The 24,469-nt window shown below is 42.6% G+C and carries 17 protein-coding genes and 1 pseudogene; 7 read left to right on the forward strand and 11 right to left on the reverse strand.

The features are described 5' to 3' along the window. Window positions 1-192: 192 nt before the first annotated feature. The 5 genes and pseudogenes from AM228_RS31295 to AM228_RS31305 form a co-directional block, all read right to left on the reverse strand. A complete protein-coding gene (locus AM228_RS31295; RefSeq protein WP_054469873.1) occupies window positions 193-699 on the reverse strand; it encodes a sensor histidine kinase KdpD in 507 nt (168 codons plus the stop codon). A gap of 90 nt (window positions 700-789) precedes the next feature. After that, a complete protein-coding gene (locus AM228_RS31300; RefSeq protein ID WP_054469874.1) occupies window positions 790-1,287 on the reverse strand; it encodes a response regulator in 498 nt (165 codons plus the stop codon). 4 nt (window positions 1,288-1,291) lie between these two features. Beyond that, window positions 1,292-4,924, reverse strand: coding sequence for a PAS domain S-box protein (locus AM228_RS26285; protein WP_054469875.1), 3,633 nt, complete (start codon window positions 4,922-4,924; stop codon window positions 1,292-1,294). 559 nt (window positions 4,925-5,483) lie between these two features. After that, complete coding sequence (locus tag AM228_RS26290) at window positions 5,484-6,068, reverse strand: IS607 family transposase (RefSeq protein WP_054469876.1); 585 nt, start codon at window positions 6,066-6,068, stop codon at window positions 5,484-5,486. A gap of 88 nt (window positions 6,069-6,156) precedes the next feature. Then, a pseudogene (locus AM228_RS31305) lies at window positions 6,157-7,103 on the reverse strand (IS630 family transposase). A 140-nt stretch (window positions 7,104-7,243) separates the two neighbouring features. Between AM228_RS31305 and AM228_RS36460 the strand changes: the two are divergent. Beyond that, window positions 7,244-7,378: a hypothetical protein gene (locus AM228_RS36460; protein WP_255353273.1), complete on the forward strand. Its 135-nt coding sequence runs from the start codon at window positions 7,244-7,246 to the stop codon at window positions 7,376-7,378. On the opposite strand, the gene AM228_RS26305 is transcribed toward AM228_RS36460, so the two are convergent. Continuing rightward, window positions 7,375-9,312 carry a glycosyltransferase family 39 protein gene (locus AM228_RS26305; protein WP_054469878.1) on the reverse strand — a complete coding sequence of 646 codons (1,938 nt, stop codon included), beginning with the start codon at window positions 9,310-9,312 and terminating at the stop codon, window positions 7,375-7,377. The genes AM228_RS36460 and AM228_RS26305 overlap by 4 nt on opposite strands. 149 nt (window positions 9,313-9,461) lie before the next feature. On the opposite strand from AM228_RS26305, the gene AM228_RS26310 reads away from it, so the two are divergent. The 3 genes from AM228_RS26310 (at window position 9,462) to AM228_RS31310 (ending at window position 12,719) form a co-directional block, all read left to right on the forward strand. Beyond that, window positions 9,462-9,737 carry a hypothetical protein gene (locus tag AM228_RS26310; protein ID WP_054469879.1) on the forward strand — a complete coding sequence of 92 codons (276 nt, stop codon included), beginning with the start codon at window positions 9,462-9,464 and terminating at the stop codon, window positions 9,735-9,737. 205 nt (window positions 9,738-9,942) lie between these two features. Next, a complete protein-coding gene (locus AM228_RS26315; RefSeq protein ID WP_156332075.1) occupies window positions 9,943-10,950 on the forward strand; it encodes a hypothetical protein in 1,008 nt (335 codons plus the stop codon). An 823-nt stretch (window positions 10,951-11,773) separates the two neighbouring features. Continuing rightward, a protein-coding gene (locus AM228_RS31310; RefSeq protein ID WP_156332076.1) for an IS630 family transposase occupies window positions 11,774-12,719 on the forward strand; the annotation gives its coding sequence in 2 pieces (ribosomal slippage) (window positions 11,774-12,511 and window positions 12,513-12,719; 945 coding nt in all). A 126-nt stretch (window positions 12,720-12,845) separates the two neighbouring features. Here the strand turns inward: AM228_RS31310 and fni are convergent. From fni to AM228_RS33630, 3 genes are all read right to left on the reverse strand, one after another. Next, window positions 12,846-13,952 carry a type 2 isopentenyl-diphosphate Delta-isomerase gene (gene fni, locus AM228_RS26325; RefSeq protein WP_054469882.1) on the reverse strand — a complete coding sequence of 369 codons (1,107 nt, stop codon included), beginning with the start codon at window positions 13,950-13,952 and terminating at the stop codon, window positions 12,846-12,848. A 91-nt stretch (window positions 13,953-14,043) separates the two neighbouring features. Continuing rightward, window positions 14,044-15,537: a sodium:alanine symporter family protein gene (locus AM228_RS26330; protein WP_054469889.1), complete on the reverse strand. Its 1,494-nt coding sequence runs from the start codon at window positions 15,535-15,537 to the stop codon at window positions 14,044-14,046. Between the two features lie 68 nt (window positions 15,538-15,605). After that, complete coding sequence (locus AM228_RS33630) at window positions 15,606-15,923, reverse strand: hypothetical protein (RefSeq protein ID WP_156332077.1); 318 nt, start codon at window positions 15,921-15,923, stop codon at window positions 15,606-15,608. A 68-nt stretch (window positions 15,924-15,991) separates the two neighbouring features. Between AM228_RS33630 and AM228_RS26335 the strand changes: the two genes are divergently transcribed. Further along, the gene (locus AM228_RS26335; protein ID WP_054469883.1) at window positions 15,992-18,214 is read left to right on the forward strand and encodes a pentapeptide repeat-containing protein; all 2,223 of its coding nucleotides are present in this window, start codon (window positions 15,992-15,994) and stop codon (window positions 18,212-18,214) included. A gap of 87 nt (window positions 18,215-18,301) precedes the next feature. On the opposite strand, the gene AM228_RS26340 is transcribed toward AM228_RS26335, so the two are convergent. Then, window positions 18,302-18,598 carry a hypothetical protein gene (locus AM228_RS26340; protein ID WP_054469884.1) on the reverse strand — a complete coding sequence of 99 codons (297 nt, stop codon included), beginning with the start codon at window positions 18,596-18,598 and terminating at the stop codon, window positions 18,302-18,304. A gap of 542 nt (window positions 18,599-19,140) precedes the next feature. Between AM228_RS26340 and AM228_RS26345 the strand changes: the two genes are divergently transcribed. Next, a complete protein-coding gene (locus AM228_RS26345; RefSeq protein ID WP_054469885.1) occupies window positions 19,141-21,465 on the forward strand; it encodes a heavy metal translocating P-type ATPase in 2,325 nt (774 codons plus the stop codon). 558 nt (window positions 21,466-22,023) lie between these two features. Here the strand turns inward: AM228_RS26345 and AM228_RS26355 are convergent. Continuing rightward, window positions 22,024-22,932 carry a vitamin K epoxide reductase family protein gene (locus AM228_RS26355; RefSeq protein ID WP_054469887.1) on the reverse strand — a complete coding sequence of 303 codons (909 nt, stop codon included), beginning with the start codon at window positions 22,930-22,932 and terminating at the stop codon, window positions 22,024-22,026. A 348-nt stretch (window positions 22,933-23,280) separates the two neighbouring features. Between AM228_RS26355 and cysK the strand changes: the two genes are divergently transcribed. Then, window positions 23,281-24,240 carry a cysteine synthase A gene (cysK, locus tag AM228_RS26360; protein WP_054469888.1) on the forward strand — a complete coding sequence of 320 codons (960 nt, stop codon included), beginning with the start codon at window positions 23,281-23,283 and terminating at the stop codon, window positions 24,238-24,240. The last annotated feature ends 229 nt before the right edge of the window (window positions 24,241-24,469 follow it).

Genomic DNA, 24,469 nt, shown 5'->3' on the forward strand with positions numbered 1-24,469 from the left:
TAAATGGTGCGCGAGGGATCTTCCTACGTGCATTGGTTGATACGCCTTGGTTGAGAGAGTATCTCAACTTATGTGTTTGTTAGCAAATGTTAGCAAAAAAGTATCGGAATCATAGTCAGTCTATGGCAACCGTATTTGGTATGAATGCAAGTGTGAATGGGTCAGTTATTCCCCAGGTTAAGTCAGCGGCAATTAACTTATAGGCAATGTAATATTAAATGTTGTGCCCACGCCCAGTGTGCTTTCCAAATTAATTTCTCCTCGGTGGAGTTCCACACATTTTTTGACAATCATTAACCCTAAGCCCGTTCCCGGAATATGTTGGACATTGCTGGCACGATGGAATGATTGAAACAGGTTTTTTTGCTCATCGGCAGGAATCCCTACCCCCTGATCTTTGATCGAAAAAATCACTCGGTCATCTTGGCAATTGACGTGAAATTCAATTGTGGTATTGGGCGGCGAATATTTACAGGCATTGGCTAGTAAATTTAAGAGGCATTGTCGCAGCAGCTTTTCATCCAAAAATACGGGACGATTCAGGCCATTAGGGATAAATTTAAGTTCATGTTTGATGCGATGGCTAACTGCTAAATACTCTATAATGTCTAAACAAAAATTATTTAAATCTAGCCGACTGGGTTCAAGGTAGATTTTTCCTAGTTCTAATTTACTCAAATATAAAATATCATCTAACATTTCTGTAATGATTTCAATAGATGAATAAATATGATTAAAATATTGTTTTTTTTGCTGTTCAGAACAGCTATTACCTTTGTATTCTAATAATTATACCGTAGATTGAATTGTGGTTAAAGGCATTCTAAAATCGTGAGAAATCATCGATAAAAACTGGGATTTTAGCTGATTTATATGACTCTCTTGAGCCAGCATTTCTCTAATAGAAGTTTCCGCTTTATGTCTTTGAATAGCAATTTCTATAGTTGTCTTTAATTCTCGGTCTTGAAAAGGCTTTAACAGATAGCCATAAGGTTCAGTTGCTTTGGCTCTTTCTATGGTATTTTGATCTGCATAAGCGGTGAGAAACACCACGGGAATTTGTTGACTTGAACGAATTTGACTAGCCGCATCAACCCCATCAATTTCTCCTTGTAAATTAATATCCATCAACACAATATCTGGGTTAGTTGTGGCCGCTTTTTCAATGGCATCGTGTCCCGAAGGCACAATGGCGGTCACTTCATATCCTAGCTGGGTTAAGGCATCTGCCATGTCCTCAGCGATAATCATTTCATCTTCTACAATCAGAATCTTTGTCAGACTCATGGGCTTAAATCCTTTTTTGATACTTGGGTTCGGTAAATGTTAAGCAAAACTGGGTGCCATGACTAAGGTCAAGTTCTACGGTTGCTCCTAATTGCTGGGATAAAGTCCGAACTAATCTTAATCCCAGCGATTGAGTATTTTCCCAATCTATATTTTTCGGTAAACCAATCCCATTATCGCTAACCTTTAAGATATAGCAGTTTTTAACATTGATATCCAACTCGATGGAGATTTTTCCCGATAAGCGATCGGGAAATGCGTACTTTAGGGCATTGGCAACCAGTTCATTGATAATTAAACCACAAGGAAGTGCAGCATCAAGACTCAGGGAGATTTGCGGCACCTTGACTTCTAGTTGTATATTTCGGGGACTGACATGATAGCAACGGTACAAATGTGAGGTTAAGCTGTGGATGTATTCCGCGCAATTAATCCGGGCTAAATCCTCAGATTGATAAAGTTTTTCGTGAATCAAAGCCATAGAATGAATCCGACTTTGACTTTCTTTAAATATTTCTAAAATACTGGGGTCGGTAATTGACCGAGATTGCATTTTGAGTAAACTAGAAATCACTTGTAGATTATTTTTTACCCGGTGATGAATTTCTTTAAGCAGTACCTCTTTTTCCCAAAGGGCGGCTTGAATTTTATCTTCTGCTTGTTTCCGTTGCGTGATATCAATGCCAATTAACACAGCGGCAGTGCCTTGTTGGTATTTTTGGATCACCATTAAATAAGTTTGCTGGTTATTATTGATTCCCGAAGTGATTTCTTGGGTCGCGGCTTGGGCAGAGGAAGCAAAAAATTCGGTGATAAACTGAGAAAATTCTGGGCTAGTACCGAGAAAACCAATTTGTTGATCGATAAATTGTTCTGGTGCTAAACCATAAACATCCGCAAGGCGCTGATTAACGCCAATATATTTTAAATCTGAACTAATTAAAGACACAAATCCGGGGACGGCATCCCAAACTGCCTGAAGTTTATCTTTTTCCACCTGCAAGGCGGATTCCGCTTGTTTGCGATCGCTAATATCAGCCCAGTAGCCAATAATTTCTAATGGGCGATTCTGTTGATCTCGGATTAACTTTTGCTCATCTCTGACCCAAATATAATGGCCATTGGCATGGAGAAAGCGATATTCTTGCACTTCATATTCTTGCTCCAATAACCGGGTCGAAGCAATAGAAATCACTTTGACATCTTCTGGGTGAACGTGGTTAGCCCAAAAATTTGCATCGCTCAAAAAATCACTGGGGGCATATCCAAACAATGCCAAAACATTTTCACTCATAAAAGTGACATTATACTTATCGGCGGCTTTGCGAGAGTAAATTACCGCTGGGTTTGAGGCCACTAAATAACGCAGGCGTTCTTGACTGAGACGCAAGAAAGATTGGGCTTCTTCGATTTCGGTAATGTCATGGTGAATACTGAGAAAATGTGACAGCTTTTTCTCGTTATCATAGATGGGGTAAATACTGAGTTTATTCCAGAACATGGTGCCATCTAAACGATAATTTTGCAACACCACACTACAAGGTTTTGCTTCGCGGACTGCTGCTTGTAATTGAGGCGGCGGCGAAGAATGAAGCCATTCGGGATGATTCCCTTGATTTTCTTGCAGCCACCAGCAGCTTTCTCCTAAGATATCACTGGCTAAATAGCCGGTCATTTTCTCAAAGGCTGGATTGACATAAATAATCGGCAGGTTGGGATATCTGGCGTCACAAATGACGATGCCATTGTTACTGGCGGTGATGGCCCGATATTGCATCCGCAACGCTCCGCGATATTGCATCCGCAACGCTCCGCGATATTGCATCCGCAAATACTCTTCTATCTGTTTCCATTCACTAATATCTTGCACAATGGCTAATCCTAAAAGAGGTTTTTCCCAACCATCCCTAATCGCCGTACAATTTAAATCACAACAGAAAATTTCGCCACTTTTTTTCAGATAACGTTTCTCCAGTTTGTACCTGGAAATTTCTCCGGTTTTTAGCCGCCGTAATTCTCGGAGTTCTCTTGCCAACTCTTCGGGATGAGTGATGTCTTCTACCGTTAAATTTTTAATTTCTGTTTCCTGATAGCCCAGCATTTGACAAAATTTAGGATTTGCCGTCATCCAGGCTAAGGTTTCTAAATCAAAGGTGGCCATTCCCACCGGAGAATCTGCAAATATAGATCGATATTTTTCTTCATTTTTTCTCACCGCAGCTAACAATTCTAGCCGTTCTTTTTCCGTTTTTTGCCGCTGTATTTCTGCTGCTGTGCGTAGAGCAAAGCTATTTAAAATAAATTTATTGCGTCGATTGAGTAATATGGGGCGATCGTGAAAAATGCATAAATTACCAATGGCATTTCCCGATGTATTTAGTAGTCTAATGCCTAGGTAGCTACAAGTTCCCATTTTTTGAATGTTCTGGTGGTGAGGAAAAAGTTCTAACAGGCCATCGGGACAATAGTATTCTCCTTGTTTTAAGGTAATTTCACAAGGACTATTGGCTAAATGATACTCAAATTGATTCTCAAATTTTGAACCAGATTTATGCTCATCCCAACCCGCAATTATTTTCATTGTGGGGGGATTTTTATCCATCAATTCGCTAACAAATAAATAATGAACTCCCAAGGCCACCGCTAGATGACTTACCAATGAAGAAAAGAAGGCTTCACCCGTCACGGAGGCAGTTTCTCGGATCAGATTATTAATGGCTTCTTCTTGGCAAAATCGAGAATTAACATCGCGAGAAATTCCCCGATAACCTCGGAGAATAAATTGTTTTTTTTCGGCTTTTTCTTGAGTTTCCAGGAGGGGAATGCCACTGCTTTCTAACATAATATCTTGACCATTTTTGTGCCGATTCCGGTGTTCTAAGCAGTTAAAGGGTAAGTGTTTTCCCGCGAGGGCTCCCCAAACTTCTGCAACCCGCAAGGCATCTGCTGGAGACATGAAGTCAAAGGGGGTTTTGCCAATCAATTCTTCGGGTTCATAACCGAGAATATTTTTGCTGTTAGGACTGATGTAAGTGTAGACTGCATTATGATCGACTTGCCAAATTAAATCGGTGTTGGTTTCTACTAAATCTTGAAAAAATAATTCTGGGACAAATTCTGGGCGATCGCTCAATCGGCGATCGCCAATTTTTTTCACGGTGGTGAGGCGTTGTCCCCTGGAACTGGCAGAATCACCTCTGGTAAAGATAGACTGACTGCTGCTTTGCCGCTGCCATAACTGCTGAACTTTTTCTCCTAATTGCATCACTTGTTCGGTTAATAAATAGTCGGCGGCTCCTTGTTTCATGCAGTTGACCGCCAATTCTACGGAGGGATGATCGCTAATAATAATTAGAGGGATTTTGTAACTTTTTTGACGCAGAATTTCTAAGGCTCGCAGGGGGTCTAAGGTCAGGGAGGGATCCTGATCCGCCGAATCCGCTGATGTCAAAGGTTCTACCCTTTGCCATAGCAGCAAAATCAGATCCCAACCGCGATCAAGTTGGGCGACATACTCTGACTCGGTTTGCACCATATGTAAATCTAGAATAAATCCAGCTTCTTGCAAATGACCCAATAGAACACTGGTGTCAGTCCGAGGGTTTTGAATAATTAGGGTGGACAGGAGATTAGGCATGATTTCTTCCTCAATGCGGGAGTAATTTCCATTGCGCTATCTTACAAATTTTTTCATAAAATTGCTGTTTTTTATGTTCTCTAACAAACTGTTCAGATGTTCAGACGCTAGAGGTTTGGATAAAACTCACAAAATTAGCCCTGTCATACCCCCATGACTTAGGCGTTATACCAATTTTACAAATGCTGGCTGCAATCATTTCCTAGGAATTTGCTGCTTAAATCCCTATTTTTTTAGGCCAATTTTTCCCAGACGCCGGATGCTTTTGCCTTTTTTGCTCCCGGTTAGGGGTGAGCAGCCGATTGGTGAGCAGCCGATTTTTGCTAAAATATTTCTCCTTATATTTTTTTGATCGAGTTTAATTAAAATTTCTGGTGGATGTGGGGGTTATTGAGTGCATTATTGAGTGAATTATTGATTTAATTATTGATTTAATTATTGATTTAATTATTGATTTAATTAGGCATAATTAAATGGAAGGCCAAGGCGCGATCGCCACATCAAAAGACCTCACCTGAGTTAATGTAATTCCCCCGATACTCCCCAGATCGCCCCCGCATTAATGTTCTTCTGGAGCAAATTGTTTCTGAAACTCACTGAGTAAGTGGCTAACTTGTAACTTAGTCATTGATTTGCCATATATTTTTTGACTAAATATTCTTAATGCGGCCATAAACTCTGGGACTAAATCCTCCGACTGGTTGTTTATATCTTCAATAATTTCTACTTTTTTACCCAGTTGATCTAAGAGGATAATTAGATAGTCTGATCCAAACAGAGTCAGGTGATCTTTATTTGCAATCATTAAGACAGTGTAGTCAGCATTTTTCAGCAGACTGATTAACTGTTTTCGATGGTCATTTAAGCCACTGGCTACTTCTTTAACCACTCGTTTTACGCCATATCCTTTTGCTAACGCTATTTCAGTCAATCGGTTTGCTTGCCGATCTAAATCATCTTGATCTTCCACACTGGGGACTCGGACATAAATACAAGCGGTTTCTCTGATATGGTTCGATGAGTCAACGTCTATAATAATGGTTCCATTTGGCAGTTGATGACCCTTAAGAAGTCCTTGTTTCCACCAATTCCATGCTGTCCGATAACTAATTCCCTGAGATTTGGCATAATCTGAAAGTTTCATAGGTCATGCATTGATATTTTTACATCTAAAATATTATCAAGAAAGTGAGTGTATGGGCAATCTTAATGGCTTACAGTTTGTTCAGGATTTAGCTAGTACAGTAGCAGCATTTGGTAAACCAGTTCTTAAATGTAGTTGTTCCAATCAGCATTAAAGCTAGTTCAATTAACTGTTCTAACGCCGACATGGATCGGGTGGGGAAAATTCTGACCAGTGACTTAACCGTTGACCATAACATCTCAATTGGATTGAATTCTGGTGAGTAGGGTGGTAAATACTCTACTGTAGCTCCCGCTCTCGGCAATCATTTCGGCAACACCTGACATTTTATGGATATTAAGATTATCCATAACTACCACATCCCCTGGGTTGATCTGCGGCACCAGGTCATTGGCCACAAAATCTAGAAAATCTTCACCTTTCATAGAACCAGTAATGGCTTTTTTAGCCACAACTCCTCTCATACTTATGGCGCCGATTAATGTCATTTTTCTCTCTTTGTAAAAGGGTCTTAAATCGAAGGCTTTTTGCCCTTTCTCACTCCTGGCCATCTCGCGAATCATCCCGACCCAAAAAGCTGTCTCGTCGATAAATATTAATTTTTCTTGTGGTACATCTTGAACCCTTTTCCGGTAATCAACTCGCTGCTGTTGGCCAGCTTCGGTTGCTACCTTTTCGGCCTGGTAAGTTTTTTTTTAGGGTTAATCCTTCTTTTTGGAGAAACTCACAGATCCCCCCTAAACTCACATAAACATCCTGCTCGTTTAGGAGATGTTCCCGATACTGCCTCACGGTCCAATCTGGATGAGATTTTACCATCTTCACGATAAAGTCTCGATAAGCTTCTAGCTTACCGGGACGTTTGCGACCAGGTTTTTTGGGGGTTAACTCTTGGGTTTCTCGATATTGTTTGATATAACTATGAACAGTAGCAGGACTAAGCATAAACTGTTCGGCGAGTTGCCGAATCGAGCCTTTGCCCAACTTATAAGCAGTGACGACTTTTTGTCTAAAGTCCAGAGAGTAAGATCCCATAGCTGAATTTGGTTGGCATTGAGTATAGCTCTAGTTTAGCACACAATTGTTCTATTTGTTTCCTGAACAAGCTGTATCAAGTGAATTTAGCAGGATTTCGCTTTTGACTGTAATGGGTTGATTTATTTTCTCTTTCACCTTTGGCACAGATAAATCAGGTTTATCTGAGTATTCTCCAGCCCTCGCCGTTGCCATTGGCTGACGGCACAGGAGACAAAAGATATGGATATGCAAGGATATGGCTGGTAGTTGCGATCGAAGCGACGCCTATTTAACCCATCTTACCTCCAGGCTGTGGTTCGGCGGCACAACGATAAAGTTGATAAGGGATGCCAATCCGATAATACTGATTTGGGTCGATAATGCAATCATTAAAAGCCGAAAATGATAAATTATTAGGATATTCTTTCTGGCGCAAACCGGGGGCAACCACCCATAAATTTAGGGATTTAAAGGATTCAAAAGATCCCTCAGATTCATCGGTGACAGGATGTTCTAAACCGGGCAGAGTTGGCCAGATGCTATGATATCCCTCCCTTCTATCGATAAATAGCCAATGAGTTGCCTGAGCTAAATTTTGGGTTCGCTGGTGGTAAAGTTCCCAGGCAAATCCTAACCCCAAGGCGACTTCTTGGAAATTTTCATATCCCACAATCACCATTAAGGGCTTTTCTGGTTCTAAGTTTAACTGCTTGGCAACTAATTCAGGATGATAAGGCTTCTGAAAGGCGAATCCAGAGATGACAAATACGCTACTGCATATTCCGATTAATATGACAATTTTATCAAAAAATATTCGGTTTTTTATGCTTATTTTTAGCTGATTTTTGTTAAAGCAAAGCCTTGGAGCGAGTGTTTGGCTAATCGCTCTCATAGAGTCTTTGCCTAAATTATTATTGTCTGCCAGTAGAGGATGGGTATGATTAACTAATTCTGGGGAAAAACAAGCCGCTAATAATACGCAAATACTGGGATAGTAAATAAAGTGATAGCGAATCGCCGAGGTGATATCTTGTCCTAATATATAAACAATACTGAGAAATTCTCCTAAAATTAATATAGTGTACATTCCCAGGGTAAAAGTCGAGGTTTGGCAACGAAAATTTTGGCAAAGGCAGGGGATTTTTTGCCACAGATATCTGCCTAATGCAATGGCAAATCCCAACATCCCTAGACCACAAGGGATGGCAATCCAAAGAGGCTGATTTTCTACGGGTAAAGCGATCGCCATAAGTACCCAACCCATAATAATTTGATAAATTGGCACAATATGATCCAGCCAACTGGGTTCAAAGGGTTTAAACCATTCCGTTTCTTGACGGCTAGAATGTTGTAGTAAATTTGATAGCCACGGCAAAAATAAAATTAGGGGTAAAATACAGAAGCTAAAATGCCATAGAGAAGGGATAATTTTACGAATTATTGGGATTATTTGGCAATAATTATGAGTTTTTTTATGCCACCCAAATTCTCCTGGTTTAGGGGAGGTGGGTGTTGGTTGGATGGTGGGAATACTTTGCCAGATTTGCCAGAGTAATATTGCCCCAATTTCCGCAGCTAAGACGAGAATAAAAAAATAATGAGTATATAAACCAATTGTATTACAAATTACCCAAGATATCCAAGTTTTGGTTTTCACTTTTCTTTCCTGCTGAAAATTATGCTGTATTTTAATTAAACTAATTAGAGACAGGGTAATAAATAGCAGGGGTAACGTATAGTGACGGGCTTCTTGAGATAGGTAAACCGCAAAGGGAGAAACGGCTATTAATGCAGCGGCAATTAGACCAGTCTTTGGGGAAAAAGCCACCCGACCGAGGAGATAAATTGCCCCAACGGTGGCGACGCCAAATAATGCCGGAAGCGATCGCACTTGCCAAACGATATCCTGTAAATTTGCGGTTGGCTTCATTCTGCCTAACCACCAATGTATTCCGCAAAAAAATACTGGCGGATGGGTGGATTCTCTGGCGATCGTTTCGGCAATTTGGGGGCAAGTTGCCTGGGGATTAAAGGTGAAAATATTGGGCAATTCTGCCAAGGAAAATATCTGATTTAGTGGGACATGGTTAAAACTATGTCCCAAACTAAATAAAGTCGTGAGTATTTCATCTAACCATAAAGCTTTGGCTTCCAGACCTGTAAATCTTAGGGCGGTACTAAAGATAATAATTCCTGTTAAGAATAAATAATGTTGTTTTATGGGCATTTTTCGGTTAAATATCCACTTTATGTTTTTTTGTAACTTTTTTTTAATAAAACGTAATATATATAAACTGTATCAAATCACTCATTTTTATCCAGGGATCTATGTTTTAAATATGGACATTACATAAAATAGTAGAGAGTAAGATATCAATGGAACCCCTCAATAGTTCATCTTCCTGCTGTCGTAACTGTCGGCATTATCAGCCGGAAGGACGACGCGGTGGTCATTGTCATCAATTGGGTGTTCCGGTACAAGGTAGCTGGAATGCTTGTTCTCTGGTTTGTTTAGCATTTACTCCTTCTTGGAAAAATCTCAAAGAAATTATCACCTGGCAGCAAGGGACGCCAAAAGCGAGTCCGAAACCCATGGAAACACAACCCGTAGATCGATATAATATGATCAATAGTGCGATGATCGGCAAGTAAGTAGGTGATGCAATAGACATTTAATAGACAATTTTGACCGATGTCTAGTCTCCGTGAAAGCCATTGATGTATTCTATAAAAGCAGATTTCCGATTTCTATAATATGGCTGGGCGGCAAAACCTACAAGAAAACCTTGATCAGATCGTCAAATTAATAGAACAAATTCAATATCAAGTCAGGCACCCAGATAAAGAGACGTTATCTATGACGTCTCTTTATCAGTTTGAAGCGATTTCTCTACCGTTTCAGTTAGTCCAAGAGGCGATCGCATTGTGTGCAGCGGTGTTTCCCCCAGAAAGTTTAGGGGAAATTGCGACGACGGACGAGGAAAGTATTAATGCTTGGGCGATCGCCCTGATGCAAACTTTGCAAGATGAATTGACTTTAGTGGAACATTGGCAACCACAGTTAGCCGCTTTACCACTACCTTCGGCTTTGAAGGAAAAAATCCGCGATGTTGCATCCGCAACGCTTCGCGATCGCACCACCCAGCTACAGCAAATTCACCAACAACACTCAGAAATCTTACAATCTACTGCCAGCTTATTTGCTGCGGAAGCCCAACTCCGTCAAGATGCTCAAGCATTACAACAGTTAAAGAAAAAAGCTAAATTACTCAAAGCAATTAAAACTGAGTTGCAAACCACCGATTTAAATGCTTTGCGGGAGCAGATATCCCGTGAAACAGAGGCGATCGCCCCCCAACGGCAGGAACTCGAAACCCTGAAACAACAAAAAACTCAGTTAGAAACTGAATTAACCTCTCTGGAGCAACAGCGAGCTACTTTTCACTCACAGATTAATTATTTGCAACAAAAGCAACAGAACCTAGAAACGGCCACCCGTGAATGCGGAAATCAACTGATTAGCTTAACCGCTGCGGAACAACAACGGTTGAGTCAAGAGTTAAATATAGTATTAGCAGACTTATCCAGCCAACAACAAGAATATCAGCAAATCCAACAGCAATTAGCCACGGCGATCGCCGAATCAAATCGCTATCAGCAGGAAACGGAAAAGCTGCGGGAATATTTGCGGCAACATTATCAATCCAATCAAGAAATTTGCAAAAATCTGCCAGTAAATCAGCCAAAAATCGATAGTATGGTCAAAATCATCGAGCAAAATTTAGCCCAACTCGACCAAGAACTTGCCCAAGCTTTGCAGCAGCAAGAACTATCCCAACAAAAAACAATTTTTATTTTTAATTAATAATTGTAAATAGGATATTTTTTTGAATTAATCAGCATAAATTTTAGCATTTTTTATTAGAATTTTTGACAGCGTTTTTCCAGAAAAAAACACACCTTGTAGGGGCGAAGCATCACCGCAGATATTTGTGGGTTAAAAAACCATAATTTATGTCGGTCACGCTTCGCCCCTACATTTGTTTTTTAATCTGATATTTTAAGCTGATTTCTTAGATATCTGTTGGGTTGATCTCGGCTGTAGGGGCGTTGCATTCGGGCAGTTATGTTTTGGTTTTTACCGTTCACATAATTATCCGAATGCAACGCCGCCCTGAAAAAATTGACTGTACCCCATTCCCGAAGTTAAGGGCGTGATCTTGACCGCAGTAGGGGCGTGATCTTTTCGGTAGTAGGGGCGAATGGCCATATAGCCTGACGGCATGGGCTTCGCAAGGACGCCCCTACAATATTTTAAGCATCAAATGCCGGAATGCTTCGCCCGTACAATATGTTAAGCAATAAATTATCTGCGGTCATGCTTTGCCCCTAAATTTGTGTTTTACAGCTTGTTCAGGAAACAAGTAGAACAATTGTGTGCTAAACTAGAGGTAAGCATTCAGGTCGTAATAGTTCGGCTGTAAGCGTCGTTTATTATGGGTTCTAACTCTTTCTACCTGTTTATCGATTATCAACAATAAAATCCAAAGCCCTTATTTTTTGGTATTTATTGAGAATGATCTGTTAGTCTAGACCTCACATTAATTCTGAAACCCTTGATATGGCTGTGTTTCAGACACCTGAATAGTTACAACTAGAGCTATACTCAATGCCAACTAAATTCAGCTATGGGACCTTACTCTCTGGACTTTAGACAAAAAGTCGTCACTGCTTATAAGTTGGGCAAAGGCTCGATTAGGCAACTCGCCGAACAGTTTATGCTTAGTCCTGCTACTGTTCATAGTTATATCAAACAATATCGAGAAACCCAAGAGTTAACCCCCAAAAAACCCGGTCGCAAACGTCCCGGTAAGCTAGAAGCTTATCGAGACTTTATCGTGAAGATGGTAAAATCTCATCCAGATTGGACCGTGAGGCAGTATCGGGAACATCTCCTAAACGAGCAGGATGTTTATGTGAGTTTAGGGGGGATCTGTGAGTTTCTCCAAAAAGAAGGATTAACCCTAAAAAAAACTTACCAGGCCGAAAAGGTAGCAACCGAAGCTGGCCAACAGCAGCGAGTTGATTACCGGAAAAGGGTTCAAGATGTACCACAAGAAAAATTAATATTTATCGACGAGACAGCTTTTTGGGTCGGGATGATTCGCGAGATGGCCAGGAGTGAGAAAGGGCAAAAAGCCTTCGATTTAAGACCCTTTTACAAAGGGAGAAAAATGACATTAATCGGCGCCATAAGTATGAGAGGAGTTGTGGCTAAAAAAGCCATTACTGGTTCTATGAAAGGTGAAGATTTTCTAGATTTTGTGGCCAATGACCTGGTGCCGCAGATCAACCCAGGGGATGTGGTAGTTATGGATAATCTTAATATCCATAAAATGTCAGGTGTTGCCGAAATGATTGCCGAGAGCGGGAGCTACAGTAGAGTATTTACTACCCTACTCACCAGAATTCAATCTAATTGAGATGTTATGGTCAACGGTTAAGTCACTGGTCAGAATTTTCCCCACCGGATCCATGTTGGCGTTAGAACAGTTAATTGAACTAGCTTTAATGCTGATTGGAACAACTACATTTAAGAACTGGTTTACCAAATGCTGCTACTGTACTAGCTAAATACTGAACAAGCTGTATTATCTCCCCGGTAGAAAATCTGCCACTTAGCGATCGCGGCGATCGCTAAGTGGCAAGTGCTGATAATTCTGCCTCAAACTCCAGAAAACGTGAGTCATCGACTAAAATTTACTCATTTTGGATTCCTGGAAAAGTCACCCCAGCGCGTCCTCTCGTGACGAAAAACGGAACATTTTTCTCCAGGGCGTTTGATTGTTTCAAATCAGCAATAGTCGCGTTGCCGGTACAGAATAAAACTATGGCGATTTCTTCGATTAAGATTTCGGCTAATTCAGCCACGGCTTTGTCCGAGTCCGCCGCCGCTCGCAAAAATGGCCATGCTAATCCGGCAATATCTGCCCCCAAAGCCAGACACTTGGCCACATCTAATCCATTCCGCAATCCGCCAGAGGCAATCAGCGGAATTTCCGGGGCGATCGCTCTGACCCCGATAATACAGTCACTTGTGGGTAATCCCCAATCGGCAAAAGTTTGACCTAAGCGCCCCTGCCTGGGATCCTTGGCTCGTTCCCCTTCCACTCTTGCCCAGGAGGTGCCACCAGCCCCCGCCACATCGATCGCACTTACCCCCGCATCAATTAATTTTTTTGCCATTGCCCCAGAAATACCATTGCCCACTTCTTTGGCAATCACCGGCACTGGTAGGCTATAGCATAATCTTTCAATTTTGTCAAGTAATCCGTGGAAATTGCGATCGCCTTTAGTTTGCACCGCTTCTTGTAGGGGGTTGAGGTGCAAAATCAAAGCGTCAGCTTCTAGCTGGTCTACCACCCGCTGACATTGTTCTAGACCGTAAGTATAATTCAGTTGCACGGCGCCCAAGTTGGCAAACAGCAAAATATCAGGAGCGAGCGATCGCACAGCAAAAGTATCCCCTACTTCCGGGTTTTCCACCGCCACCCGCTGCGAACCCACTCCCATTGCCAGCTTATATGCTTGGGCTACTTCAGCCAAACGATAATTAATCGTTTTCGCCAACTCTGTCCCTCCAGTCATGGAAGAAATCAGCAACGGCGCCCCCAACGGTTTACCCAGAAACTCCGTACTCAGATCGATCTCAGCGAGATCCAGTTCCGGCAAACAAGCGTGAGTAAACCGATAACGTTCTAAACCCGTGGTCGTTTGCCGAAATTGCACATCTTCATCAAGACAGACCCGAATATGATCGGCTTTCCGGTTCTGAGTTTCTGTGGCTAGATTAACTGGGGCATTCATGGCGTAGGACTAGAAATCAAGAAATCATCAGTTTTGCATTCTAGCTTAAAACTCCCCTAAAGAAACCGGGTTTCTTTAGGTTTCTTGTATCTTACTTATAAATCGGCATTGCCCCACTTTTCAGCCGATTCATATAATCATTTAAATCAGCGGCCACCTCATTGGACATAATAAATCCGCCCAACATATTAGGAAAAGCCATACAGAAAAACATCATATCCGTGAAATCGATAATCGCTCCCAAGTTGACCACCGAACCAATAAATAGACAAACCACATAAATGCCGTGGTAAACTTGAATGGTGTGATTACCAAACAAATAAGCCCAGCATCTTTCCCCGTAATAACTCCAAGAAATCATCGTGGAGAAGGCAAACAGAAATACCGCCAAAGTGAGAATAATCGGGAACCAACTAATCACACTACTAAAAGCCGCTTTAGTAATGGCCACCCCCTCCAGTCCATCATCGTAGGTGCCAGTAATTACCACTACTAACGCGGTCATATTACAGATCACCACCGTATCAATGAAGGGTTCCAACAAGGCCACAATTCCCTCCCGGATGGGTTCTTTGGTTTTGGCTGCCGCATGAGCGATCGCGGCTGAACCCACCCCCGCTTCATTAGAAAACACAGCCCGTCTAACGCCCTGAACCAAGACGCCAATAAAACCGCCTTCAATGGCTTCGGGAGAAAATGCCCCTTGGATAATCGAAGTAAAGGCAGCGGGAATTTGACTAAAATTGCTCACCAAAATCCACAGGGACGCCAATACATAAATTAAACACATAGCGGGCACCAAGGCGCCCGCTACAGAACCGATTCTTTTAATCCCACCAATAATCACTAAACCGACCAAAAAGGCAATTCCTAAACCATAAGCCCAGTTAGGAAATTGTGGAACCATACCAGCGATCGCGGCATAAGACTGGTTGGCTTGGAACATATTGCCGCCCCCCAAGGAAGCAAAAATACAGAGTACCGCAAACAGTCCCGCCAAACCTTTACCCAGTTGCCCCAGTCCTCTCTCAGCCAAACCTCTAGAAAGGTAATGCATTGGCCCCCCGGAAACCGTGCCATCTTCTGCCATCACACGATATTTCTGGGCTAGGGTACATTCCACAAACTTGCTAGTCATGCCGAACAAACCGGCTAGAGTCATCCAGACCACGGCCCCTGGACCCCCCAGACTCACCGCTACCGAAACCCCGGCAATATTCCCCAATCCCACCGTTGCGGACAGGGCAGCCGCTAAAGCTTGGAAGTGGGAAACTTCTCCTTCTTCCGAGGGATCGTCAAAGTGACCTTGCACCACAAAAATAGCGTGCTTAAAAGCCCGAAAGTTGATCAAGCCCATCCGAATGGTAAAGAAAATTGCCCCGCTAATCAGCCACATTACAATCAGGGGAATGCCACCAATACTGAAAAACAGCACCCTAGACATCACCGCGACAATTTGAGCAAAGACGCTATCAATGGTCTGAAGTAACCCGCCACTGTTGGCGGCGCTTTCTTCTCCTTGGGCGATCGCTGCTGTGGACATGGCCAGAAAAAGTAGCACTAGGCAAACGACATTTTTTCTCATACACTCACTCACTTCAACATAAAAACATGGATCGGATCGCTGACAATACCGATCGCGATCTGACTGGCTCATGGTGCCTCACGGCGAAACCAGCCAAGACACATTACCCAAAACCTGATCGGGATTTCCGCCATATTTTGGCTTGATTTGTCACTATTTTGCAAATTTTTAGCAAATAGGAGTGTGGGGAGTTTGGGGGGAAGCCGCCGTCGTGTAGGGTGTAGGGTGTAGGGTGTAGGGTGTAGGGTGTAGGGTGTAGGGTGTAGGGTGTAGGGTGTAGGGTGTAGGGTGTAGGGTGTAGGGTGTAGGGTGTAGGGGCGCAATGCTTGCGCCCTAGGGTGCAGGGGGTGCAGAGAGAGAAGAACTTGGCAGTTAGAAAAAGCCAATTAATCGCCTCAGTAGCGGTAAACTAAATAGCGAGTACCATAGATTGATATTTAAGCAGAGGGATAACTTGAAAAAATATCAGAAAGTCAAGCATTATCTAGAGCAGGAAATTGCCGCTGCCCCTAAACAAAAAGTGTTTGCGGAAAATTTCACCTTTCAGGACATCTATGTTTCCTTAAAAGCTCAAGCAATTGATGCCAACGGAAACCTAAATCAATATAGTCCGCCGGTAATTTTGGAAGACCAGGTAAAAGATATTTTACACCAGGAAAACTTTTCCGATAAAGTAATTGTAATTCAAGGCAAAGCCGGTTCGGGAAAAACCCTATTTTGTCGGATTATGGCGGATTGGGTGCGCCAGGAAATGTATCCCCAATGGACGCCTATTGTGGTTCACTTAAATGATTTCAAAATCATTCAACCCAGTTTTGAATATAACCTGCGATCGCACCTAAAAAATACCTTTGCTAAATATAGCCATCAATGGTTAACCACTGGTGTCACCCGCTTTTTATTTTTGTTGGATGGATTTGATGAACTGCCCCCCAGTAAAAATAGCCGTAGTTTAGAAGAATTCTTGCAACAAGTGGCCGAATTTCAAAAAGAATGTTCCCAAAATCATCACATGGGGCATCAGGTGATTATTACCGGACGTTCTGTGGCATTAAAAGGCTTAGAAAGATTTCTACCGGCTAATTTAGATCGGGTAGAACTTTTACCAATGGATGATGAACTTCAGGAAGAATGGTTCGGCAAATGGTCTAATTTAGTATCGGGCCAAAATCCGGCTTATTTCTCTGAATTTTTACAAGATTACACCTGTCCTGAATCTTTAAAAGAAATCGCCAGAGAACCCCTATGGCTCTATTTCTTATCCGCCCTGCATCGCGATGGACAATTGTATCCAGAAAGATTGGATAATACCAGCTATACTCAGGCCAAGATTCTGATTTACCAGCAGGTATTAGAGTGGGTGGTTAGCTGTTTTCATCCCCAGACCCGCAAAGATGAATTCCCCAATATTGATGCTTTAGATAATTGGCGATCGCTTTTAACAGAAATTGGCTTATGCGTGCGGCAATCTGGCAGTTTATATGCGCCATTAAACATAATTGAGCAACGCTTAGAAAACTTGCCAGACGTCAAAAACTTACTGCGGGAAATTGCTCAAATATTAGAGCGAAAAATTCTGAAAAATCCCCTGGGTAATTTGGCATATAAAACTAATAATTTTCCAGAAATACCAGAATTTCAAATTAGTCACAAAGCCTTTGGGGACTTTTTGTTTGCCACGCGATTAGCCCAAAGCATAGAAACTTGGACAATCCCCGGAGTGCAACGGGAAAAATTTTATATTCCCACTCAACAAATGGACTGGGAAATTTATGACCTCCTGGGTTATGGTCGTTTAACCTTAGAATTGGTAGAATTCTTAATCGGGTTACTCGGTCTTAGTCATAATTTTCGTCCCGTAGAACTCTTTCACCGCCTAGAAAATTTTTACTGGCGCTGGTGTCACGGGGTATTTATTGATGCGATCGAAGATAGTTTACCCCAGAAAAAAGCCAGACAATTGCAAAAGCAAGGCATTGATTTAGGTCAGCGTCAAGTGGATCTTTATGCAGGGTTAAATGTAATGATTTTATTACTAGAATTACATCGTTATGCCCAAGCAAATTATGACCTAAAAGAACAAATCAACTTTTATCCTTGCGGCGTTCCCGACACCGAACAGTTTAATAAAGATCAACTATTTTGTATTATCGGCTATAGCTGTTCCCTAGACGTTTCCGCCTTTTTACGCATCGCTGGGGTCTTCCTCAGTGGCATTAACCTCAGTCACGTTGACTTAATCAGCACCTATCTTGTAGGCGCTAATCTTAGTCATGCTAACTTAACTGAAACTTCTTTGAGTATGGCCTACCTCAGTGGCGCTAACCTGAGTGGAGCGAATTTATCTGGGGCTTATCTCACGGGAGCTAACCTCAGTGGAGCGAATTTAAGTTACGCTAATTTAACGCGGGCAAATCTGCACAGCACGGATTTATTTCGGGCGGATCTGCGCCACGCTAACTTAACGGGGACCAACCTGCGAAGTGCCGATCTCAGCGGGGCTGACCTGAGTAGCGTCAATTTCCAGGGTGCTAACCTCAGCGATGCTGATTTGCAAAATATTACCTGGGATGAAAATACCAATTGGCAAGAGGTGCAAGGCTTAGATATGGCGGTGAATGTCCCGGATTCCCTTCAGAAATACCAGACTTTTTCTACCCTGAATAGTAAAAACTAAGCAATAAACGTAGAGTGGGCAAAACTTTCCCACCGCACAAGCAAACGTAGGGTGGGCAAAACTTGCCCACCCTACAATTCTGAAAAATTAGTTATCCCATTCGTGATCCCAAGCGGTGATGAATCTCACGCCACAAGCAGGACATTTATCCGTAATCGGTTCAATTGTTTCTCCACATTCGGGACAAATTGTCACCCCTGTGGTATTTTTTAACTCTCTTTTCAAGTGTTGATAGTCGTCATATAAGGCATCAACACATAAAACTTCCTGACATACTCCTTCATCACAAAGATTATTTTCCATCGAATTATGCGATCGCCGATAATCTCTGTAATAGTGCCAGGTTGATTTCATTTTTTCTAACACTTCGGCTTTATCTTTCATCGCCCACCTCGTGCTTTAATCTCTTTAATTTTTTTGTCACCAAATCCTCATAAACTGAGAATTTGAATCATCCTAAAAATCGTCTGCCTTAAACTCGAAGCGCCGGTTAAAACTAAAAGTTAACCTTGGCCTTATTATATCTCTTTAGTCAAAGTTCATTCAATAGAAACGCTAATTTTAAAGATTTTCTTTATCTTTCCTAGGGTGGGCAAAACCTTGCCCACCCTACAAGCCTCCGCTCCCTTTATCTTTCCTAGGGTGGGCAAAACCTTGCCCACCCTACAAGACTCCTGGGTAACCACGGGGGATTGCCCCTACCTCTGTTCTCCCCCGCGAAGAGAGATGCATAGAAGAGAGAATTTTCAGAAGCATCCTCTATCCTCTTTTCTCTATCCTCTTTTCTCCCCTGCACCCCTGCACCCCCGCTGATGGCGGGCACCTCCGCTCCCCTGCCCTATTTATTAACTTTTGTAAAGCAATGTTGAGTCTCCAGCCAACTGGAGACATTACCCTATATCTAGCCGTAATTTCACATACTCTTTATGGAAACCATCAATCTCCGTTTAAAAGGGATGGGCTGTGTTGCTTGTGCCAACCGGATTGAAAAAGCCCTGCAAAACGTTCCGGGAGTCGATCGCTGTTTTGTGAACTTCGCCATAGCGCAAGCCAAAGTAGAATATCATCCCCAAAAAACCGATGTATTCATCATACAAAAAGCCGTCAGCGATGCTGGTTATAGCGCCGAACCACTGACGGATTTATCTCAAGCATTTAGCGAAAACACCAGCGAAAACTCCCCTGAACAGTTAGCCCAAAAACAGTTAGAACAACAATTAAAAAATAAGGTAATATTTGGCGGAGTAATTAGTGCCATTTTAGTCATTGGTTCTTTACCCGCCATGACCGGACTTCATTGGCATTGGTTCCCGATGTGGCTACATAATGCTTGGGTGCAATTAGTATTAGCCACTCCGGTGATGATTTGGTGCGGTCAGCAATTTTTTACTGGAGCTTGGAAGTCACTTTTACATCATACAGCGGATATGAATACTTTGGTTTCTTTGGGAACTGGTTCCGCTTATTTATATTCTTTGTTTGCCACTTTTTTTCCCGGTTTTTTCCAAACTCATGGGTTAGAAGCGGCCATTTACTATGAACCCGCAGCAGTGATTATTACCCTAATTTTATTGGGCAGATTGTTGGAAAGTCGCGCTAGAGGAAAAACTTCTGAAGCGATGAGTAAATTGATGGGTTTACAAGCAAAAACCGCGAGGGTAATTCAAAATGGAGAACCTATAGACCTGCCTGTAGAACAGGTGCAAGTGGGTGATGTTATTTTAGTCCGCCCTGGGGAAAAAATTCCCGTAGATGGTGAGGTTATTTCCGGGATTTCTCAAGTTGATGAGGCAATGGTCACAGGAGAACCTTTGCCGGTGAAAAAACAGGTAGGGGATGAAGTAATTGGAGGGACGATTAATAAGACCGGCAGTTTTCAATTTCGGGCTGCACGAGTCGGCAAGGATACTATGTTAGCCCAGATAGTTAAATTAGTGCAAGAAGCCCAAGGCAGTAAGGCACCAATTCAACGGTTAGCCGATCGCGTTACTGGGTGGTTTGTCCCCGTGGTCATGGCGATCGCAGTTATTACTTTTTTGATTTGGTTTAAGACAACGGGCAACCTAACTATGGCAATGATTACTACTTTGGGAGTGCTGATTATTGCTTGTCCTTGTGCTTTGGGTTTAGCTACCCCCACTTCCGTTATGGTAGGTACTGGTTTAGGGGCAGAACATGGTATTTTAATTAAAGGGGCTGAGAGTTTAGAATTAGCCCATAAAATTCAAACCATTGTCTTAGATAAAACGGGCACTATTACCCAAGGTAAACCTACTGTCACCGATTATATCACAGTTTCTGGAATTGTGGATAATATTGGGGATAATATTGCCGATTATAGTGAAATTGAATTATTAGCTTTTGCCGCAGCGGTAGAAAGTCATTCAGAACATCCTTTAGGGGAAGCAATTGTGGATTATGCTAAGTCTCAGGGAGTAGAAATGTCTTCACCGGAGATTAGAGAAATTACCAGAAAAATTACCAATTTTGCCGCGATCGCAGGTATGGGAGTTGAAGGTAACATTGAGGATAACTTAGTGCAAATTGGCACCAAACGGTGGTTAGATCAATTAAACATTGACACCCAAGTTTTAGCCGCATATCAAGAAACTTGGGAAACCCAAGGAAAAACAACCGCTTGGTTAGCGATTAATGGCCAAGTGCAAGGTTTATTTGCCATTGCTGATGCGGTCAAACCCTCTTCCATAAATGCAGTCAAAACCTTGAAAAAAATGGGCTTAGAAGTGGTAATGTTAACGGGAGATAATCGCCAAACCGCAGAGGCGATCGCTCGTCAAGTTGGCATCACCAAAGTATTAGCAGAAGTTCGCCCCGACCAGAAAGCAGAACAAATCAGAATATTACAAGCAAAAAGCAAAATTGTCGCAATGGTTGGGGATGGCATTAATGATGCCCCAGCTTTAGCCCAAGCGGATGTAGGGATTGCCATTGGGACGGGAACTGATGTCGCGATCGCTGCCAGTGATATCACCCTAATTTCTGGAGATTTACAAGGAATCGTCACCGCAATTCAACTAAGTCATGCTACCATAAATAATATCCGGCAAAACCTCTTTTTTGCCTTCATCTACAACATAGCGGGAATTCCCATTGCTGCCGGAATTCTTTATCCGTTCTTTGGCTGGTTACTCAATCCGATTATTGCCGGGGCAGCAATGGCATTTAGTTCCGTTTCTGTAGTATCAAATGCCCTCCGCTTACGCAAATTTAAACCGAAATTATCCCATTAATTTTACAAATTGTAGGGTGGGCAAATTTTTTCTTCCACAAGCAAGGGGGCGCAAGCATTGCGCCCCTACAAAACTACACAATCTTTATTAGACCTCTTGCAAAATTCCTAAAAGCCCCCCTTAAAAAGGGGGGTTGGGGGGTCGAAATATTTATTTTGCAAGAGGTCTATTTACGCAAATTCAAACCGAAATTATCCCATTAATTTTACAAATTGTAGGGTGGGCAAATTTTTTCTTCCACAAGCAAGGGGGCGCAAGCATTGCGCCCCTACAAAACTACACAATCTTTATTAGACCTCTTGCAAAATTCCTAAAAGCCCCCCTTAAAAAGGGGGGTTGGGGGGTCGAAATATTTATTTTGCAAGAGGTCTATTTAGCAATACTAAATGATTTGTAACACTTTCATCTCCCCTCTCCCCTTCTGGGAGAGGGGCAGGGGGGCCGCCGACGTCTTCTACAAGTGATTTAGGACTGCTATTTATCATTATTTTGTGTAGGGGCGCAATGCTTGCGCCCAAATAAACCTTGAAATTGTAAGTTAAGCAAAATTTGCCCACCCTACTGAAGACCAAAATTATTTGGCCCATTATAACCAGATAATTGGGCTAATTCTGCCAAAGAACGAGTACCGGAATACATTTGACCATTAATTTCCCAGGTGGGATAGCCAGGAATTTTAGCTGCTTGACACAAAGCAACTTGAGGATTTTTGCCTTTAGGGTCACATTCTATATAAGTTAATTCTTCCACCGCTTCTCGACCAAACATTTGCTTTTGATCGTTACAATGAGTACACCAGAATGCCCCATACATTTTAGCACCTACGCCGGTTAAATGCTTGGCTAACTCTATATTATCGGGATTAGAACTGCGGGTAATAATATAGCCACTTTCTGTAGGTTTTGCTTGAGGATTATTAATCGGCGCATAAATCGCTAATGTGCCAATAATGGTGATGAGACCCACAATAATGCCGATAAAAAATAACTGCCCAATGTCGTCCCAGTCTCGACCAACAACGGTTAAAATAAATAGGGCTAAAGCACAGAATGCCGAACCAATACAGTAGAAGCATACCGCCTGGATAACGACATTACTGATATACATCAAATAAGCACTAAAAATCATCATGGAAGTTCCCCCGGCAAACATGAACAACCATGTCCAGTTCTCTAGTTTCGCCCTAAAAGCTTTGGAGGTTTCTTCATTCACCAACCAAGGAGATACTGCCGCCCCAATCATACTGCTATAGGCTAAAAAACCAAAAAGTGCTAAGGGCAAACCAAAGACAACCGCGTAGGGACTTTCTAATACTTTATCGCATCCTTCTGTGGGACAAACTGCGGCACCACCCGCAAATTTTGTGATGGTGAGATAAGCTGTAATTACGACTCCAATTGAGGCGATCGCAGCGATCGCAAACCGTGACTTGCGGTGAATCCAAGGAATCGATCTTTGAGAATACATAAATATCTCCACTGTAAAGGTTATAATCTTATCTTACTGACCCACTATCAATTTCAGCAATTAAAGAGGACACTAATGGAGAGGAAAGAGAAAAGAGGAAAGAGGAAAAAGAAAAGATGAAAGAGGAAAAAGAAAAGAGGTGCGGGGGAGCGGGGGGGTGTGGGGGGTGTGGGGGGGCCGCTATCGGGGCGTTTTCTCCTACCCTCCCTACCCTCCCTACCCTCCCTACCCTCCCTACCCTCCCTACCCTCCGCTCCCCTGCTCCTCTGCCCCTCTGCCCCTCTGCCTCTCTCCTCTGTGTCACTCTGTGTCTCTGTGGTTCAAAAAATCCCTTAAGGTTTTATCATTATGCGAATTGCTCAAAATGTTACAGAACTGATTGGTCGGACACCGTTAGTCCAACTAAACCGCATCCCGCAATCAGAAGGCTGTGTGGCTCAAATTGTCGCTAAATTAGAAGGCATGAACCCAGCAGCTTCCGTAAAAGACCGAATTGGCGTCAATATGGTGAATGTGGCAGAAGCACAAGGGCTGATTACTCCGGGAAAAACTGTCTTGGTAGAACCTACGTCGGGAAATACTGGTATTGCGTTGGCAATGGTCGCGGCAGCTAAAGGGTATGAGTTGATTATTACTATGCCCGATACCATGAGCGTAGAACGCAGAGCCATGTTGCGAGCTTATGGCGCTAAATTAGAATTGACCGAAGGAGTGCGAGGAATGCGTGGGGCGATCGAACGGGCTTATGAAATTTCCGAAAGTATGCCCAACGCCTATATGCTACAACAGTTTAGCAATCCTTCAAATCCGCAAATTCATCGGGAAACCACGGCGGAAGAAATTTGGCAAGATACGGATGGACAGGTGGATTTCTTGGTTGCCGGTGTGGGTACGGGTGGCACTTTGACTGGGGTGGCTGATGTACTGAAGCAACGCAAGTCCAGTTTTCAAGCGATCGCTGTTGAACCCGCGAACAGTGCCATCCTCTCTGGCTACTCCGCAGGCCCCCATAAAATCCAAGGGATCGGCGCTGGGTTTATTCCCGAAGTGCTGAACACAGACCTAATTGATGAAGTAATTAAAGTCACCGACGAAGAGGCGATCGCTTTTGGACGGCGCCTAGCCCGGGAAGAGGGGTTACTTTCGGGAATTTCTTCTGGGGCAGCCCTAGCAGCAGCCATCAAAATTGGCAAACGGCCTGAAAATGAAGGCAAACTAATTGTAATGATTCAGCCGAGTTTTGGCGAACGTTATTTAAGCACGCCCTTATTCCAAGATCCAGAACCTCAGTTAACCACCGTATCTTAAACCCCAGAAACCGGGTTTCTTTTTCGCATCCCACCGTTAACTTTGATACTTGAAACAGAAACCCGGTTTCTTTACCCCCACAGTAAACCCAGAAACAACCCAGAAACCGGGTTTCTTTTCGGGATATTAGACCTCTTGCAAAATAAATATTTCGACCCCCCCAACCCCCCTTTTTAAGGGGGGCTTTTAGGAATTTTGCAAGAGGTCTATTAAAGTTATCTGTTTTTTG

Origin of the sequence: Planktothricoides sp. SR001, assembly GCF_001276715.1 — a bacterium.
Classification (GTDB): Bacteria; Cyanobacteriota; Cyanobacteriia; order Cyanobacteriales; family Laspinemataceae; genus Planktothricoides; species Planktothricoides raciborskii.

Coding starts and splice junctions, on each gene's coding strand:
- AM228_RS26310 (WP_054469879.1), top strand. CDS start 9,462: ATGGAACCCCTCAATAGTTCATCTTCCTGCTGTCGTAACTGTCGGCAT.
- AM228_RS26340 (WP_054469884.1), bottom strand. CDS start 18,598: ATGAAAGATAAAGCCGAAGTGTTAGAAAAAATGAAATCAACCTGGCAC.
- AM228_RS26330 (WP_054469889.1), bottom strand. CDS start 15,537: ATGAGAAAAAATGTCGTTTGCCTAGTGCTACTTTTTCTGGCCATGTCC.
- AM228_RS26345 (WP_054469885.1), top strand. CDS start 19,141: ATGGAAACCATCAATCTCCGTTTAAAAGGGATGGGCTGTGTTGCTTGT.
- fni (WP_054469882.1), bottom strand. CDS start 13,952: ATGAATGCCCCAGTTAATCTAGCCACAGAAACTCAGAACCGGAAAGCC.
- AM228_RS31300 (WP_054469874.1), bottom strand. CDS start 1,287: ATGAGTCTGACAAAGATTCTGATTGTAGAAGATGAAATGATTATCGCT.
- cysK (WP_054469888.1), top strand. CDS start 23,281: ATGCGAATTGCTCAAAATGTTACAGAACTGATTGGTCGGACACCGTTA.
- AM228_RS26285 (WP_054469875.1), bottom strand. CDS start 4,924: ATGCCTAATCTCCTGTCCACCCTAATTATTCAAAACCCTCGGACTGAC.
- AM228_RS31295 (WP_054469873.1), bottom strand. CDS start 699: ATGTTAGATGATATTTTATATTTGAGTAAATTAGAACTAGGAAAAATC.
- AM228_RS26315 (WP_156332075.1), top strand. CDS start 9,943: ATGACGTCTCTTTATCAGTTTGAAGCGATTTCTCTACCGTTTCAGTTA.
- AM228_RS26355 (WP_054469887.1), bottom strand. CDS start 22,932: ATGTATTCTCAAAGATCGATTCCTTGGATTCACCGCAAGTCACGGTTT.
- AM228_RS26290 (WP_054469876.1), bottom strand. CDS start 6,068: ATGAAACTTTCAGATTATGCCAAATCTCAGGGAATTAGTTATCGGACA.
- AM228_RS26305 (WP_054469878.1), bottom strand. CDS start 9,312: ATGCCCATAAAACAACATTATTTATTCTTAACAGGAATTATTATCTTT.